Genomic DNA, 16,622 nt, shown 5'->3' with positions numbered 1-16,622 from the left:
GGGGGGGGGGAGGGTCAGTGGGCTTGATCCCAGTTGGCCCCGACGCCCACCTCGGCCACCAGGGGCACGGAGAATTCGGCCACGGAGGCCATGATGCGCGGCACTTCGGTTTTGACCCAGTCGAGCTCGGCCTCGGGCACTTCAAAGACGAGTTCGTCGTGCACCTGCATCACCATCAGGGTTTGGCTCCTGCGCTGGTCAAGCGCGGCTTGCACCGCGATCATCGCGAGCTTGATGAGATCGGCCGCCGTGCCCTGCATGGGCGCGTTGATGGCCTGCCGCTCGGCAGCACTGCGGCGTGGACCATTGGCACCACGGATGTCCGGCAAGACGATGCGACGGCCGAAAAGGGTTTCGACATAGCCCTGCTGGGCTGCCCGCATCTTGGTCTCGTCCATGTAGCGCTTGACGTCGGGATAGCGCTGGAAGTAGCGGTCGATGTAGTCTTTGGCCGCCTTTTGCTCGATGCCCAGGCTGGTGGCCAAGCCATAAGCTCCCATGCCGTAGATGAGACCGAAGTTGATGGTCTTGGCATAGCGGCGCTGTTCGCTGCTGACGTGCTGCGGGTCGATGCCAAAGATTTCTGCCGCGGTGGCGCGGTGCACGTCCAGCCCATCCTGGAAGGCTCGACGCAGGTTGGCGTCGCCCGACAGATGGGCCATGATGCGCAGCTCGATTTGAGAATAGTCCGCCGAAACGATGACTCGGCCGGGCGGGGCCACGAAGGCCTCGCGAATGCGCCGGCCTTCGGGCGTGCGGATCGGGATGTTCTGTAAGTTGGGGTCGTTGCTCGACAAGCGGCCCGTCACGGCCACGGCCTGTGCGTAATTGGTATGGATGCGGCCGGTCTGTGGGTTGATCATCAGCGGCAGCTTGTCGGTGTAGGTGCTTTTGAGTTTGGACAAGCTGCGATGCTCGAGAATGCAGGCGGGCAGCGGGTAGTCGGCTGCCAGCTTCTCCAGCACCTCCTCGTCGGTGGACGGGGCGCCGCTGGCGGTCTTTTTCACCACGGGGAGGCCCAGCTTGCCGAACAGGATCTCACCGATCTGCTTGGGGCTGCCGAGGTTGAACGGTTGACCGGCCAGCTCATGCGCGCGCGCTTCGAGCGCCAGAATGCGCTGGGCCAGTTCATGGCTTTGTCGCTCCAGCAGCTGTGCATCGACTTTCACGCCGTTGCGTTCGACACGTTGCAAGATGACCGACATGGGCATTTCGATGGACTCGTAGACGTAGCGCAAGCCCGCTTCGGACTCGATACGAGGCCACAACACCTGGTGCACATGCAGGCACATTTCACTGTCTTCGCCCGAATACTCGGTGGCACGACGCACATCGACTTGGGCAAAGGGAATTTGATGCGCCCCTTTGCCACATAGCTGTTCGTATTCGATGCCGCGGCGGCCCAGATGGCGTTCAGCCAGACTGCCCAAGTTGTGGGACAGATGGGCTTCGAGCACGTAGCTCTGCAGCATGGTGTCGTGCACGTAGCCGCGGACCTGGATGCCGTGGTTGGCAAAGACGTGCAGGTCGTATTTGATGTGCTGACCGATCTTGCGGCACGTTTGGTCTTCAAGCCAAGGTTTCAGGCGTTCGAGCACACCGGACAGCGGCAGCTGCGCAGGCGCATCGGCATAGGCATGGCCCACGGGCACATAGGCGGCTTCACCGGGCTGCACGGCAAAGGACAAGCCGACGATGCGGGCTCGCATCGCATCGAGTGAGTCGGTTTCGGTGTCCAGCGCGGCCAGCGGGGCCTGCCGTAGCCGTTCGATCCAAGCGTCCAAGCGCTGCCAGTCCAGCACGGTTTCATAATCGCGCGGCAGTGTGCTTGGCACTGCCGCGGCCGCTGGCTCGGGTGCGCTTGCGGCTGCGCGAGACTCGAGTTCTCGCTTCCAGGTTTTGAAGCCATGGCGGGTGTAGAAGGCCAGCAAGCCCGGCGTGTCGGCTTCGCGCATCGCCAAGGCATCCAGCCGGGGCCAGCTCGGGATATGGTCCGACAAATCGCAATCGGTCACCACGGTGACCAGGCGCTTGCCCAAGGGCAGCCAGTCCAGTGCTTTGCGCAGGTTCTCGCCCGCCACGCCCTTGATGCGGTCGGCTGCAGCAATCACCCCATCGAGCGAGCCGTATTCAGCCAACCACTTGGCCGCGGTTTTGGGGCCGACTTTGTCCACACCGGGCACGTTGTCCACCGCATCCCCGATGAGCGCGAGATAGTCGACGATGCACTGCGGCGGCACGCCGAACTTGGCCTTGACGCCCTCGACATCGAGGGATTCGTTGCTCATGGTGTTGATGAGGGTGACGTCTTCGTTGACGAGCTGGGCCAAGTCCTTGTCGCCGGTGGAGATGATGACCCGATGACCGGCCTGGCGTGCCACACGGGCCAGCGTGCCGATCACGTCGTCGGCTTCGATGCCGGGCACTTCCAGCACCGGCCAGCCCAACAGCTTGACCACTTCGTGGATGGGTTCGATCTGAGCCACCAGATCTTCGGGCATCGGGGCGCGCTGGGCTTTGTATGGCGCATACCACTCGTTGCGGAAGGTCGGTCCTTTGGCATCGAAGACGCAGGCAGCATGAGCAGCCGGATACTGTTCGCGCAGCCGGCGCAGCATGGCGATGATGCCGTGCACGGCGCCCGTGGGCTGGCCTTGCGGCCCGCGCAGGTCAGGCAGGGCGTGAAACGCACGGTAGAGGTAGCTGGAGCCGTCGACCAGCAGCAACAGCGGTGCAGTAGGGGTGTGCTCGTCCATGGGGCGATTGTGGGGCAATCCGACCGGCACCCCGACGGGCTGCGCCTACAATGCTCGTATGCGCAACCGAGCCTGCCTTGCCATCGTCGTGAGTGCCGCGGCCTGCTCCGCCTGGGGGCAGGCGGCCACCCCGGCTGCAGGCCTGCCGGAGCCGGCGGTGCAGGTCATCCGCGTCGAGGACGAGTCCACCCGCATCGATGAGCTGCGGGTCCGCGGGCAGACGCTCCAGATCCGCGTGCAACCCAAAAAGGGCGGACGCACCTACGAGGTCGTGCCGCCGGACGGCGGACGCGACCCCTCACAGGTGGGCGCTGGCGGAGCTTCGGGTCAGCGCGTTTGGCGCTTCCTGACTTTCTGAGCCGGGGCTTGCCGGCAACCTTCGTCCATGGCCGTTTTCACGACCGTCACGCCTGAACAAGCCGCCGACCTGGTCCAGCGCCTGAACCTGGGCCGCTTGGTGGATCTGCGCGGCATTGCCTCCGGCATCGAAAACACCAATTACTTCCTCACCGCCGAACGTGCAGGCCAGTGCACCGACTATGTGCTCACGCTCTTCGAACGCCTGAGCTTCGAGCAATTGCCTTTCTATTTGCATTTGATGAAGCATCTGGCGGCCCGTGGCATTCCGGTGCCCGACCCGAAGGCCGATGCCAACGGGGAAATCCTGCACACCGTGTGCGGCAAGCCGGCTGCCGTGGTGGACCGCTTGCGCGGTGGGCATCAGCTGGCCCCCAGCCATGAGCATTGCCGCCAAGTCGGACAGATGCTGGCACGCATGCACTTGGCCGGCCGAGATTACCCGCGTTATCAGCCCAATTTGCGTGGGCTGGACTGGTGGGTCGAGACGGCCCCGTCCATCATGCCCCACCTGGATGCCGCGCAACGGCAGTTGCTGGAAAGCGAGCTGGCTTTCCAATGCGCGCATGCCCGTTCTGCGGCCTACCTGGCCTTGCCTCGGGGACCCATCCATGCCGACCTCTTCCGTGACAATGTGATGTTCGAGGGCGACACGCTGACGGGTTTTTTCGACTTCTACTTCGCCGGCGTGGACACCTTCTTGTTCGATATCGCCGTGTGCCTGAACGACTGGTGCACGGATCTGGATTCCGGACGCCTCGACGAGGCTCGGGCGACCACCTTCGTGGACGCTTATCGGGCCGTGCGGCCGCTCAGCCATGACGAGGTGCGGCTGATGCCTGCCTTGCTGCGCGCCGGCGCGCTGCGGTTCTGGATCTCGCGCCTGTGGGATTACCACCTGCCTCGCGATGCCCACATGCTCAAAGCGCACGACCCCGGCCATTTCGAACGCATCCTGCGCGCGCGCGTGGATACGCCTTGGCACCCCGAACCATGAAGCTGCGACACGTTGGGCCCTTGCAAGGCATCCTCTGGGTGCGCCGTGGCTTTGAGGTTTTTCTGCGTCAGCCGCTGGCGTATGCGGCACTGTTCTTCACGTTTTTGTTTGCCGCTTTCGTGCTGATCGTCACGATGCGCCAACTGGGCGCGCTGGCGGTGTTGGTACTCATGCCGCTGGTGTCTCTGGGCTTCATGCTGGCCACGCGCAAGGCAACCCAAGGCGGCTTTCCCTTGCCCTCGCTATTCATCGAGCCCCTGCGCGCACCGCGCCGGCAGGTGATGGCACTGCTGCAAATCGGACTGGCCTATGCCGTGCTGTCGATGCTGACGATGTGGCTGGCCGACGCGATGGACGGTGGCCGCATCGATGCCTTGCAGGGTGCCATGACCAGCCAAGAAGCCTCGGCCGAGATGATGGACGACCCCGCCATGCATAGTGCTTTGCTGGTACGACTGTTGCTGACCGTGCCGGTCAGCCTGTTGTTCTGGCATGCCCCGGCCCTGGTGCACTGGGGCGGCGTCAGTGCGGTGCAATCCGTGTTCTTCAGCGTGGTGGCTTGTTGGCGCAATCTGGGCGCCTTCATCGTGTACTTCCTCACGTGGGCGGCGGCCGTGCTGTTTTTCGGTGTCGTGGCCACGCTGATCTTCACTTTGCTGTCGGCCCCCCAACTGATGGCGCTGGTGGCCTTCCCGGCGACGTTGATGTTTCTGACGGCGTTTTATGCCTCGCTGTACTTCACCTTCGACGACTGTTTCATCGACGCGATGCCCGTCGGCCCCAAGGTTGCCTCGCCAGAGACTTGATTGACGCTCACCAAGCCAGGCCAGGGTTGCGCCCGGCCTGGCGGCACCGTGGCATCAGGTGCCAATGCGTCCGCCGTCGTTCTTGGTGATCATCACCGTGGCCGAGCGCGGGCGGGCACTGGCGCCGCCCGGCCCGTATCCGGCATTGCCAGGCCAATGACTGGTGTATTTGCTCGGCTCACCCACGTCGGCGGCGGCAGTCTCTTCTCCGGGATGCTGCACGTTGACGAAGATCACCCGGCCATCGGGGGTTTCGGCCAGCCCGGTGATTTCCTGATCTTTCGGACCGACCAGAAAACGCTTGAGCGTGGCGGCCGTGGGCTTCCTGCCCATGCGGGTGGTCACCGTGGTCGCGCCATAGTCCAGCGTCACGGCGCCGCCATCGCCGACCTGTCCTGGAATGGCCGCCAGCATCATGCAATTGCTCTCATCGACCATGGCCCCATCATCGGTTTGAATCCAGCACAGGCCGGTGCTCGGGGTGAACACCAGACCGTCGGGGCTGGAAAAGTCTTGATCGTCGGTCAATCCGGACAAGTTGACCAGCGTGGGCGAGGCGTCGGATTCAGCGCCGAACAAGTACACATCCCAAGTGAAGGTGGTGGCCGCCGGGTCGCCATCGTCTTCTCGGATGCGCAAAATGTGCCCATTGACATTGCCCTGCTGCACGGTGATGCCAGCGCGCACATCGACGTAAGCGCGAGGGTTGGCCGCGTCGGGAGCAAGCTGCGAGCCTGTCGGATTGAGCCGACGGTTGCTGTTGTTGGTCAGCGTGATGTAGAGCTCACCGTTGGACGGGTTGAGATTGCCCCATTCGGGCCGGTCCATCTTCGTGGCGCCAGCCGCATCGGCAGCAATACGCGCATGGATCAATACATCGCCTGCGTCGGCAAAGGTGTAGCCAGCATAGTTGGCGACCGCCGGATTGTCCAAGCTCAGCTCGACCCATTGCCCCGTGCCATCGTCGTTGAAGCGGGCCGCATACAGGGTGCCACTGTCGAGGTACTTGTCGCCCACGGCCATGCGATCGCTACGGTTCGCATCCGACGGGTCCCAGTCCTGACTCGACACGAACTTGTAGATGTACTCGTTGCGTGCATCGTCGCCCATGTACACCGCCAGACGGCGACCAGCCACCGCACGCACCGCCGCGCTTTCGTGCGCCATGCGGCCCAGACTCGTGCGCTTCTTGATCACCGAGGTGGCTGAATACGGGTCGATCTCGGTCACATAGCCCTGGCAGTAGAACTCGTTGCGATAGTCGTCGGCTGCCGTGGCGCCGATGACGCTGGCATTCCAGCGTGTAAAGCGTTCGTCGCCGCTTTGCGCAGTATCCCAGCGGTAGACATGGTTGACCCCGGCCGTGGCCGTGACGCTTTTGCCGTAGCGCGCAAACGCAACGTTTTCGTTGGCGCTGCGTTGGTTGTTGTCGCCGGCATTGCGCGCGAAGAAGGCCGCCCAGTTTTCTTCCCCAGTCAGCAGCGTACCCCAGGGGGTTTTGCCGGTGCCGCAGTTGTTGACCGTTCCGCGCGTGCGCGTACCATCAGGCGAGTACTTCGTGCGCAACAAGGTATTGCCGCGTGCCGGACCGGCAAACTCGATGGGCGTTTCAGTGGTGATGCGGCGGTTGAACGGCGAGTCCTGCACGTAAGCGAAGCGGCCATTGGGCTGTTTGGCGATCTCCACGATCGTCACTCCCATGGCCTGCATTTCTTTGATCACCTCGGCATCCGGGCGCGGTGCGGCGCTTGGCCCATTGGGATGCAGGAAGGTTTGCGTCACCCACTCATGATTGATGCCAAGCAACGCCCGGTTGTTGCTCGCATCATCGCGCGCGCCAGTGGCCGACAGCCCGAAATACTCCATGCCATCGTGCCATTCGCCGCAGCGCTGGTCGAAATCGGCATCGGTGCCATCGTTACGGAACGCACCGACACTGCTGAACAACGGATCGCCCATGGCGATGAGCACGTCGGCCCTGTAGCCCGGCGGAACCGTGAACGCATCGGCCACGCTCTTGGCCACGGCGGTAAAACCCAACAAGGTTTCGGCCGGCGCCTCGTCCACCGGTGCGTCGTCGCCACCGCCGCAGGCACTCAAGCCCGCTGCGCCCAGCAGCGCGGCGGCCGCTCCCCCGACTCCACCACGCAGTAGGCTGCGGCGGCTCAGACGCGCCGACAAGACGGCATCGAAACTGGGATTGGGCGACGTATTCGAGTCCTCCTCGTTGTGCATCGCGCGAGACAGATCGGTCTGCATGTTCATGGGGCGAATCCTCGGGTTGAAATGATTTGCAACACAATGGCGCCCAGGCATGGTAGGAAGCCCATGTGAAACTTCTGCAACGATCGTGTGGCGCAACGATGACGCTTTTGAGAGCCTTTCTTCGATGAATCTTGGTCACTTGGAGCGTCTGGGACGGGACGCGCACTCGCATATGCAACCGTGGCCATCGCCCTTGGGGGGTGTGCGGTGGTCAGCGTGGCTGGGGCCGCCGCCGGTGCGGCCATCTCGGTCACGGGAGCCGTCGTGAGCACCGGCATCCGCGTGACCGGGGCCGTGGTGGAAGCTGGCGTCCAAGCCGTTGCAGGGTCGGATGACGAGGACGACTGAAGGGCCGCTGCGCCCGCACCGTCAGTGGCCGCCGTACTCCAGCCGCGCTCCCAGCGTCATCAGCCGGGGGCGCACTTGCGTCATCAGGAATTCGGGGCTCAGTTGGAAGGCCGGCCCGCCGCAGTTGATCGCCATCAGCGAGCGCCCACCAGCCGGCCAGAAGGCCACGGCGATGGCGTTGACGTCCTTCTGCCAATCGCCAAAGGATGCGCACACGCCGAACTCGCGGTACTGCTGGATCGCCTGTTCGATGCCCTGGCGAATGCGCGGCCAGGCCGCCTCGTCACTGCGCCGGATGCGATCCATCAATTCACGGCGTTCTTCCGGGGGACACATGGCCAGGTAGGCACGCCCCATGGCCGTGGTCGCCAGCGGAATGCGCGAGCCCACGTCCAGGCTGAGCGTGAGCGTGGCTTTGCTGCGGCAGTTCTCCACGTAAATCATGCTCAGTCGGTCGCGCATGCCCAAAGACACCATGGCCTGTGAGGCATCGGCCAACTCCTGCATGAGCGGCCGCGCCATCTGACGGGCATCCATGCGCGCCAGCATGGTGCTGCCCAGCGACAACGTGGCACTGCCCAGGCGATAGCGACCGGTGTCCTCCACGTACTCCAGGTAGCCCAGTTTGGTCAGCGTGTAGGTCAGGCGCGAAATGGTGGACTTGGGCAGCTTGCAACGCCGCGCCAGTTCCTGGTTGCCCAGCATGCGGTCACTCGACCGGAAGCAGGCCAGCACCTCCAGACCACGCGCCAATGCCGTGACGAAATGGCGGTCTTCCTTGATTCGCCGAGGGGCGGCGACGGGCTCGCTTGGGCTCGACATCGGCGGTTCACGCTCCTTTCGATCCGGCCCGCCCACGCTGCACGGGGTCGCCCACGCCCCATCGCTGGGGGCGGCACCGGCGTGTGCGCCCACGCTCGAACACGCGGCGGCCGCCGCACATGATAGTTGCAAACCGTAGAGCACGTAGAGCAGACCGAAGTTCCGCAATGCAGAACTTCAGGGTTCAAGATTCGATGGGTGTGAGCTTGGCCACGCTCAGGGCCAACCACTTGATGCCATGGCGGCCGAAATTGATTTGCGCGCGTGCCTCGGTGCCGCTGCCTTCGAGGGTGAGAATCACGCCTTCGCCGAACTTGTTGTGGAATACGCTTTGCCCGGCGCGCAGGGCTTGGCCCTCGCGGGTTGCGGCCTTGGCCGCCGCCCAGGCCGGCGGCGCATCGGGCTGGTGGGCAGCGCCCACGATGCTGCCCAGGCCCGAGCCCCGCTGCCAGGCGGCGCGATCGTCGCGCTCGAAGCCCGAGCCAAAGCCCCGGTGACGTGGGGTGATCCACTTCAGCGCCCCCTCGGGCAGCTCATCGAAGAATCGACTGGGCAAGTTGTAGCGGGTTTGACCGTGCAGCAGCCGGGTTTGGCTATGGCTCAGGTACAAGCGTTTGCGCGCGCGCGTGATGGCCACGTACATCAAGCGACGCTCTTCTTCCAGGCCCTCGGCATCGGACAGCGAATTCTCGTGCGGGAAGAGGCCCTCTTCCAGCCCGGTGATGAAGACCACGTCGAACTCCAGCCCCTTGGCAGCATGCACCGTCATCAGCTGTAGCGCATCCTGCCCCGCCTGGGCCTGGTTGTCGCCCGCCTCCAAGGCTGCATGGGTCAGGAAGGCCGCCAGCGGCGAGATGATCTCGCCGGTGTCGGCATCGGGGGTGAGATCGACCGCGGCCACCGCCGGCGGGTTGCCAGCGGCGATCGCGCCGGCCTGTTCGTCCAACGGCAGGGCCACGGCATCCTTGCCAAAGCCTTCCTGCGTGACGAAAGCCTCGGCCGCATTGACCAGCTCATCCAAGTTTTCCAGCCGCTCGCGGCCTTCCTTGTCCGTGCGGTAAAAGTCGGCCAGCCCCGAGGCTTCGATCACATGCTCGATGATCTCCCGCAGCGTCAGGCCCTGTGTGGCCTCGCGCATGGCATCGACCAGCGCCACAAAGGCCGCCAGGTTGGCACCGCCCTTGCCCGTCACGGCCCCCACGCTCTGGTACAGGCTGCGTCCGCTGGCGCGGGCGGCATCTTGCAACTGCTCGATCGTTCGTGCCCCGATGCCGCGGGTGGGGAAGTTGACCACGCGCAGGAAGCTGGTGTCGTCATGGGGGTTTTCGATCAAACGCAAATAAGCCAAGGCATGCTTGATCTCGGCCCGCTCGAAGAAACGCAGCCCACCGTACACGCGATAAGGAATGCCAGCATTGAACAGCGCACTCTCCAGCACACGAGACTGCGCATTGCTGCGGTACAGCACGGCCACCTCCCTGCGCGGCACGCCGTCGCGGTGCAGTTGCTGCGCCTCCTCGACCAGCCACTGCGCCTCGGCAAAATCGCTGGTGGCCTCGTAGACACGTACCGGCTCGCCCGGGCCGGCCTCGGTGCGCAAGTTCTTGCCCAAGCGCCGCGTGTTATGGGAGATCAGCGCGTTGGCCGCGTCGAGGATGTTGCCGAAGCTGCGGTAATTGCGCTCGAGCTTGATGACCTGCTGCACTCGGAACTCACGCTCGAAGTCGGCCATGTTGCCCACCTGGGCGCCGCGGAAGGCATAGATGCTCTGGTCGTCGTCTCCCACGGCCATCACGGCGCTGTCTGGTCCGGCGAACAGCTTCAGCCAAGCGTATTGCAGCCGGTTGGTGTCCTGAAACTCATCCACCAAAATGTGCCGGAACCGCCGGTTGTAGTGCTCGCGCAGCGCCGCGTGGTCACGCATCAGTTCATAAGTGCGCAGCATCAACTCACCGAAATCCACGACGCCTTCTCGCTGGCACTGGTCTTCGTAGGCCTGGTAGACCTCGACGAGCTTGCGCGTGTGCTCGTCGCGCACTTCGACGTCCTTCGGGCGCAGTCCGTCCTCCTTGCACCCCGCGATGAACCACGCCACCTGCTTGGGCACGAAGCGTTCCTCGTCGAGGTTCATGGCCTTGATGACACGCTTGACCGCCGACAGCTGATCCTGCGCATCCAGGATCTGGAAGCTCTGCGGCAGGCCAGCGAGTTTCCAGTGCGCGCGCAGAAAGCGGTTGCACAGCCCATGGAAGGTGCCGATCCACATGCCCCGCACGGGAATGGGAAGCATCGTGCTCAGGCGGGTGAGCATCTCCTTGGCGGCCTTGTTGGTAAAGGTCACGGCCATGACGCCGCCGGGGCCGACCTGCCCGGTATGAATCAGCCAGGCGATGCGGGTGGTCAGCACCCTTGTTTTGCCCGAGCCCGCACCGGCCAGCACCAGCACATGGCGTGGCGGCAGCGTCACGGCCGCGTACTGCTCGGGATTGAGGTGCTGCAGCAAGCCGGCCGCAGCAGGGCCTGCCAAGGACTCGGAATCGGAACGAAATGGGCTCATGGATCGATTCTAGGAGAGGGGGGTGCGCCATCCGGACGCTTCGGCGTAGAATGCGTCACCGGGCCCAAATGTTGGAACCCGGTTCTGTCGCGTCCACCGCCCTTGCTGACGGTCTCGGACCCGGCCGGCTCCAAATCAAGCGCTCGCAGCCATTGGGCCGCGCACTGCCTCAACGCGCCGCCCGCGTGGCCTGCCGCCGCATCGGCAGGCCCTTCTGCCATCCGGAGCCTTGACCATGGAAATCTTCGACTACGACAACATCCTGCTGCTGCCGCGCAAATGCCGCGTGAACAGCCGCAGCGAATGCGACACCTCGGTGGAATTCGGCGGCCGCCGCTTCGTGCTACCGGTCGTGCCCGCCAACATGAAAACCGTCATCGACGAGCGCATCAGCGAGTATCTGGCGGCCAACGGCTATTTCTACGTGATGCATCGCTTCGATCTGGACAACGTGGCTTTCGCCAAGCGCATGCGCGACAAGGGCTTGTTCGTCTCGATCAGTTCGGGCGTCAAAGCCGCCGATTACGCGGTGATCGACCGCTTGGCCGCCGAAGGCGTGGGGGCCGACTACATCACCATCGACATCGCGCACGGCCATGCCGACAGCGTGCGCAAGATGATCGAACACATCAAGAACAAGCTGCCCCACACCTTCGTGATCGCCGGCAATGTGGGCACGCCCGAAGCCGTGATCGATCTGGAAAACTGGGGGGCGGATGCCACCAAGGTCGGCATCGGACCGGGCAAGGTGTGCATCACTCGACTCAAAACGGGCTTTGGCACCGGCGGCTGGCAGCTCTCGGCGCTGAAATGGTGCGCCCGCGTGGCCACCAAACCCATCATCGCCGACGGGGGCATTCGCCACCACGGCGACATCGCCAAGAGCGTGCGCTTCGGCGCGGCCATGGTGATGATCGGCTCGCTCTTTGCCGGCCACGAGGAATCCCCCGGCCAAACCGTCGAAGTCGATGGCAAGCTGTACAAAGAGTATTACGGCTCGGCCAGCGACTTCAACAAAGGCGAGTACAAGCACGTCGAAGGCAAGCGCATCCTGGAGCCCATCCGGGGCAAACTGGCCGACACGCTGCGCGAGATGCAGGAAGACTTGCAAAGCGCCATCAGCTATGCCGGCGGGCGCCAGCTGGCCGACTTGCGCAAGGTGAATTACGTGATCCTCGGCGGCGAGAATGCCGGCGAGCACTTGTTCATGTGAACGATGCCAGCCGCCCGCGCCTAAAATTGCGGCATCCCAGGTCTGGCGGCGTCTCCCGTGGGACGCCGCTTTCGTTTTCCTCTCGCACGCACGTTTGGCCCCATGACCGAACTCGCCAAGTCTTTCGAGCCCGCCGCCATCGAGGCCCACTGGGGCCCGTTGTGGGAGCAGCGTGGTCTGTATGCGCCCACACTCGATGCAAACAAGCCCTCGTTTTGCATCCAGTTGCCGCCACCGAACGTGACTGGCACGCTGCACATGGGCCACGCGTTCAACCAGACGATCATGGATGCGCTGACGCGCTACCACCGCATGCGTGGCCACAACACCCTGTGGGTGCCGGGCACCGACCACGCCGGCATCGCCACGCAAATCGTGGTGGAACGCCAGCTTCAGGCCAAGACCGGCCAGTCGCGCCACGACCTGGGTCGCAAGAACTTCGTGGCCAAGGTGTGGGAATGGAAGGAAGAATCGGGCTCCACCATCACCCGGCAGATGCGCCGCATGGGCGCCTCGGTGAGCTGGAGCCACGAATACTTCACGATGGACGACAAGCTGTCGAAGGTGGTCACCGAAACCTTCGTGCGGCTGTATGAGCAGGGCCTGATCTACCGCGGCAAACGCCTGGTGAACTGGGATCCGGTGCTGAAATCCGCCGTGTCCGACCTGGAAGTCACCAGCGAAGAAGAAGACGGCCATCTTTGGCTCATCCGTTACCCCCTGGCCGATGGCTCGGGGAGCTTGGTGGTGGCCACCACCCGCCCCGAGACCATGCTCGGTGATACCGCCGTGATGGTGCACCCCGAGGACCAGCGCTACATCGCCTTCCATGGCAAACAAGTCAAGCTGCCGCTGACCGGCCGCACGATCCCAGTCATCACCGATGAGTACGTGGATCGTGAATTCGGCACCGGCGTGGTGAAGGTCACCCCCGCGCACGACTTCAATGACTACGCGGTGGGCCAGCGGCATGGGCTGCCGATGATCACGATCTTCACCCTCGAGGCCAAAACCAACGACGAAGTGCCCGCCCCCTACCGGGGTCTGGACCGCTTCGAGGCCCGCAAGAAGGTGGTGGCCGACCTCGAAGCCCAGGGCCTGCTGGTGGAGGTGAAGAAGCACAAGCTCATGGTGCCGCGCTGCGAGCGCACCGGCCAGATCGTCGAGCCCATGCTCACCGACCAGTGGTTCGTCGCGGTGAGCAAGCCTGGCCCCGACGGCAAGAGCATCGCGCAGAAGGCCATCGAGGTGGTCGACGACGGTTCGGTGAAATTCTTTCCCGAGCAGTGGGTGAACACCTATCACCAGTGGATGAAGAACATCCAGGACTGGTGCATCTCGCGCCAGCTCTGGTGGGGTCACCAGATCCCCGCCTGGTACGGCACGAACGGCGAGCTCTTCGTCGCCCGCAACGAGGAGGAGGCCCGCGCCCGCGCCGCGCAGGCCGGCTATAGCGGGCCGCTCACGCGCGACGAGGACGTGCTGGACACCTGGTATTCCTCGGCGCTGGTGCCTTTCTCCTCGCTGGGCTGGCCGGAAAACACGAAGGAGCTCGAGCTCTTCCTGCCTTCGAGCGTGCTGGTCACGGGCTTCGACATCATCTTCTTCTGGGTGGCCCGCATGATCATGATGACGGTGCACTTCACCGGCAAAGTGCCCTTCCACCATGTGTACATCCACGGCCTGGTGCGCGATGCCCACGGCAAGAAGATGAGCAAGTCCGAGGGCAATGTGCTGGACCCGGTGGACCTGATCGACGGTATCGCGCTGGAGCCCCTGCTCGAAAAGCGCACCACCGGCTTGCGCCGCCCGGAGACCGCGCCCAAGGTGCGCGAAGCCACGAAGAAGGAGTTCCCCGATGGCATCCCCGGCTACGGGGCCGATGCGCTGCGCTTTACCTTCGCCGCGCTGGCCAGCTTGGGACGCAACATCAATTTCGACAGCAAGCGTTGTGAGGGCTATCGCAATTTCTGCAACAAGCTGTGGAACGCCACCCGCTTCGTGTTGATGAACTGCGAGGGCCAGGACTGTGGGCTGGCCGAGCATGACGCACAGGCATGTGTGCCTGGTGGCTACCTCGATTTTTCGCCGGCCGACCGCTGGATCGTCAGCGAGTTGCAGCGCGTGGAAGCCGCCGTGGCCCAGGGCTTCGCGGACTACCGGTTGGACAACGTGGCCAACGCGATTTACCAGTTCGTGTGGGATCAGTATTGCGATTGGTACCTCGAAATCGCCAAGGTGCAGATCGCCCACGGCAGCCCCGCCCAGCAGCGGGCCACACGCCGCACCCTGATCCGCGTGCTGGAGACGGTGCTGCGCCTGCTGCACCCGATCACGCCGTTCATCACGGAGGAACTCTGGCAAAAAGTGGCCCCGGTGGCTGGCCGCAAGGCCCCCGGGACGGAATCCTTCATCGTGACGGCCCCCTACCCCGTGGCCCAACCCGAGCGCATCGACGCCCAGGCCGACGCCTGGATGGACAAGCTCAAGGCCCTGGTGGGCGCCTGCCGCAACCTGCGCGGTGAGATGGGCCTGTCGCCAGCCGAGCGCGTGCCGCTGTATGCGCACGGAGACGCCGCCTTCATCTCGGCGGCCGCCCCACTGCTCAAGGCCCTGGCCAAGCTCAGCGACGTGAAGCTGTTCGACCAGGCCGCCGCCTTCACCGAGGCCACGAAGCTGGCGCCGGTGTCGGTCTTGGGCGAAGCCCACCTGGCCCTGCACGTGGAAATCGACCTGGCCGCCGAGCGCGAACGCTTGGGCAAGGAAATCAAGCGTTTGGAGGCCGAAACCGCCAAAGCCAGCGCCAAACTGAGCAACGAGAATTTCGTCGCGCGTGCGCCTGCGGCCGTGGTGGAGCAGGAGCGTCAACGTCTGGCCGACTTCGGGGCGACGCTGAGCAAGCTGCGCGAGCAACTCGCGCGCCTGGGCTGAGCGCCGTCGGCCCCATGTTCGGGGGCCCCCTGTCCGCGGGAGGCCGACAGACGCACAACGGATGAAACAGGTACAAACATGCCCATGATCACCAAAGCCGTTTTCCCCGTGGCCGGTCTCGGCACCCGCTTTCTGCCCGCCACCAAGGCACAGCCCAAGGAAATGCTGCCCGTGGTGGACAAGCCGCTCATCCAATATGCCGTCGAAGAAGCCTACGACGCCGGCATCCGCGAGATGATCTTCGTCACCGGGCGCACCAAGCGCCCGATCGAAGACCATTTCGACATGGCCTATGAGCTGGAGACCGAGCTCGAAGCCGCTGGCAAGCACGAGTTGCTCAAGGTGGTGCAGTCCATCAAGCCCGAGGACATGGAGTGCGTGTTCGTGCGCCAGCCCAAAATGCTGGGCCTGGGCCATGCGGTGTTGTGCGCCGAGCGTCTGGTGGGCAACGACCCGTTTGCCGTGCTGCTGGCCGATGACCTGATGGTCGGCCATCCAGGCATCACCCGCCAAATGGTCGAGATCTTCAGCGAGTGGCGCGCCTCCATCCTGGCCGTGCAAGAAGTGCCTGCGGAGCAGACGCGCCGTTACGGCATCTGCGCCGGCACACCGGTCAACGATCGCCTGATGGACGTGACCCACATCGTCGAAAAGCCCGCCCCCGAAGACGCCCCCTCGCGCCTGGGCGTGGCCGGCCGCTACATCCTCACGCCAGGCATCTTCGAGGAAATCCGCCGCCAGCCGCGCGGCGTGGGCGGCGAGATCCAGCTCACCGACGGCATCAGCGGCTTGTTGCGCCGGGAAAAGGTGTTTGCCTACCGTTATGACGGCGTCCGCTATGACTGCGGCAGCAAGGAAGGTTTTTTACAGGCCACGGTCGAACTCGCCTTGCGACACCCAGATCTGGGCACGAGCTTCCGCGCCTATCTGCAGGGTCTGGAACTCTGAAGCCCCCGGCCCCAAGACACGAGGGCTGCCCTTGGCAGCCCTTCTTTCATGATCCGCAGACCACCGCGCGGCTCAGCGGCGACGCAGCACGTGGACGAATTCATTGTCCAGCGTCTGCTGTTCCACCAGTTCGTTGCCCGTTTGCTTGGCAAAGGCCTGGAAATCACGGATCGAGCCCGGATCGGTCGCCACCACCTTGAGCAGCTCACCACTGTGCATTTCCGACAGCGCCTTCTTCGCCTTGAGGATGGGCAGGGGGCAATTGAGCCCTCGGGTGTCGATTTCCTTGTGCACGTCCATGGTCGATCCCATAAGAATGACCTTATATTCTAGGGAAACGCTGATCAAGCCCCGCGCCGCGGCGAGATTGTCCTGCGCGGGGCGAAACGGAGCGTTTTTGGCGCGTTCTACGGCCTCGAGGGCCTTACTGGCGGGCCCTTCGGCGCCCGCCCGGGCCATGATGGGCCCATTACGGGCGCACCAATGCCGGCACGCGCCGTGCGGCCATGTACAGGTTGACCATCGCCAGCGCCGTGAAGGCGCGGTTGGCGTTCTTGGCCAGGCCTCGGTAGCGCACCTTGGCAAAGCCCCACAGGCGCTTGAGCACATGAAACGGGTGCTC

13 protein-coding genes are annotated in these 16,622 nt (G+C 64.2%); 7 read left to right on the top strand and 6 right to left on the bottom strand.

Annotation, left to right across the window (positions count from 1 at the left end; all coding sequences use genetic code 11):
• Positions 1-14: 14 nt before the first annotated feature.
• Positions 15-2,756 (bottom strand): DNA polymerase I, encoded by a 2,742-nt coding sequence (polA, locus tag F615_RS0116100; protein WP_019562195.1) that lies wholly within the window; start codon positions 2,754-2,756, stop codon positions 15-17.
• A gap of 58 nt (positions 2,757-2,814) precedes the next feature.
• Between polA and F615_RS18885 the strand changes: the two genes are divergently transcribed.
• The 3 genes from F615_RS18885 to F615_RS0116085 are packed head-to-tail and all read left to right on the top strand — an operon-like array spanning position 2,815 to position 4,916.
• Positions 2,815-3,114, top strand: coding sequence for a hypothetical protein (locus F615_RS18885; RefSeq protein ID WP_019562194.1), 300 nt, complete (start codon positions 2,815-2,817; stop codon positions 3,112-3,114).
• Positions 3,115-3,141: 27 nt separating this feature from the next.
• The gene (locus tag F615_RS0116090; protein WP_019562193.1) at positions 3,142-4,110 is read left to right on the top strand and encodes a homoserine kinase; all 969 of its coding nucleotides are present in this window, start codon (positions 3,142-3,144) and stop codon (positions 4,108-4,110) included.
• Positions 4,107-4,916 (top strand): BPSS1780 family membrane protein, encoded by an 810-nt coding sequence (locus F615_RS0116085; protein ID WP_019562192.1) that lies wholly within the window; start codon positions 4,107-4,109, stop codon positions 4,914-4,916. The genes F615_RS0116090 and F615_RS0116085 overlap by 4 nt, the downstream gene beginning before the upstream one ends.
• Before the next feature lie 54 nt (positions 4,917-4,970).
• Here the strand turns inward: F615_RS0116085 and F615_RS0116080 are convergent, their stop codons facing one another.
• A complete protein-coding gene (locus F615_RS0116080) occupies positions 4,971-7,181 on the bottom strand; it encodes a PhoX family protein (protein WP_019562191.1) in 2,211 nt (736 codons plus the stop codon).
• A gap of 180 nt (positions 7,182-7,361) precedes the next feature.
• Here F615_RS0116080 and F615_RS20205 point away from each other — a divergent pair, with 180 nt between their 5' ends.
• Complete coding sequence (locus tag F615_RS20205; protein ID WP_169452436.1) at positions 7,362-7,529, top strand: hypothetical protein; 168 nt, start codon at positions 7,362-7,364, stop codon at positions 7,527-7,529.
• A 21-nt stretch (positions 7,530-7,550) separates the two neighbouring features.
• Here the strand turns inward: F615_RS20205 and F615_RS0116070 are convergent, their stop codons facing one another.
• Both F615_RS0116070 and F615_RS0116065 read right to left on the bottom strand, forming a co-directional pair.
• Positions 7,551-8,351 (bottom strand): IclR family transcriptional regulator, encoded by an 801-nt coding sequence (locus F615_RS0116070; RefSeq protein ID WP_019562189.1) that lies wholly within the window; start codon positions 8,349-8,351, stop codon positions 7,551-7,553.
• A gap of 184 nt (positions 8,352-8,535) precedes the next feature.
• Positions 8,536-10,908: a UvrD-helicase domain-containing protein gene (locus F615_RS0116065; protein ID WP_019562188.1), complete on the bottom strand. Its 2,373-nt coding sequence runs from the start codon at positions 10,906-10,908 to the stop codon at positions 8,536-8,538.
• A 235-nt stretch (positions 10,909-11,143) separates the two neighbouring features.
• Between F615_RS0116065 and F615_RS0116060 the strand changes: the two genes are divergently transcribed.
• The 3 genes from F615_RS0116060 (at position 11,144) to galU (ending at position 16,000) form a co-directional block, all read left to right on the top strand.
• Positions 11,144-12,121: a GMP reductase gene (locus F615_RS0116060; protein ID WP_019562187.1), complete on the top strand. Its 978-nt coding sequence runs from the start codon at positions 11,144-11,146 to the stop codon at positions 12,119-12,121.
• A gap of 102 nt (positions 12,122-12,223) precedes the next feature.
• A complete protein-coding gene (locus F615_RS0116055; RefSeq protein ID WP_019562186.1) occupies positions 12,224-15,052 on the top strand; it encodes a valine--tRNA ligase in 2,829 nt (942 codons plus the stop codon).
• A gap of 78 nt (positions 15,053-15,130) precedes the next feature.
• On the top strand, positions 15,131-16,000 hold the full coding sequence (gene galU, locus F615_RS0116050; protein ID WP_019562185.1) for a UTP--glucose-1-phosphate uridylyltransferase GalU: 870 nt from the start codon (positions 15,131-15,133) through the stop codon (positions 15,998-16,000).
• 72 nt (positions 16,001-16,072) lie between these two features.
• Here the strand turns inward: galU and F615_RS0116045 are convergent, their stop codons facing one another.
• Entirely contained in the window at positions 16,073-16,300 is a 228-nt protein-coding gene (locus F615_RS0116045) for a sulfurtransferase TusA family protein (RefSeq protein WP_026330389.1), read from the bottom strand.
• Between the two features lie 169 nt (positions 16,301-16,469).
• Positions 16,470-16,622, bottom strand: a 153-nt coding sequence (locus F615_RS20065) for a transposase (RefSeq protein WP_156824670.1), incomplete at its 5' end; no start/stop codon positions are given.

The organism is Caldimonas manganoxidans ATCC BAA-369, assembly GCF_000381125.1.
In the GTDB taxonomy this organism is placed as follows: Bacteria; Pseudomonadota; Gammaproteobacteria; order Burkholderiales; family Burkholderiaceae_C; genus Caldimonas; species Caldimonas manganoxidans.
This window is presented reverse-complemented; position numbering and strand designations above follow the sequence as displayed.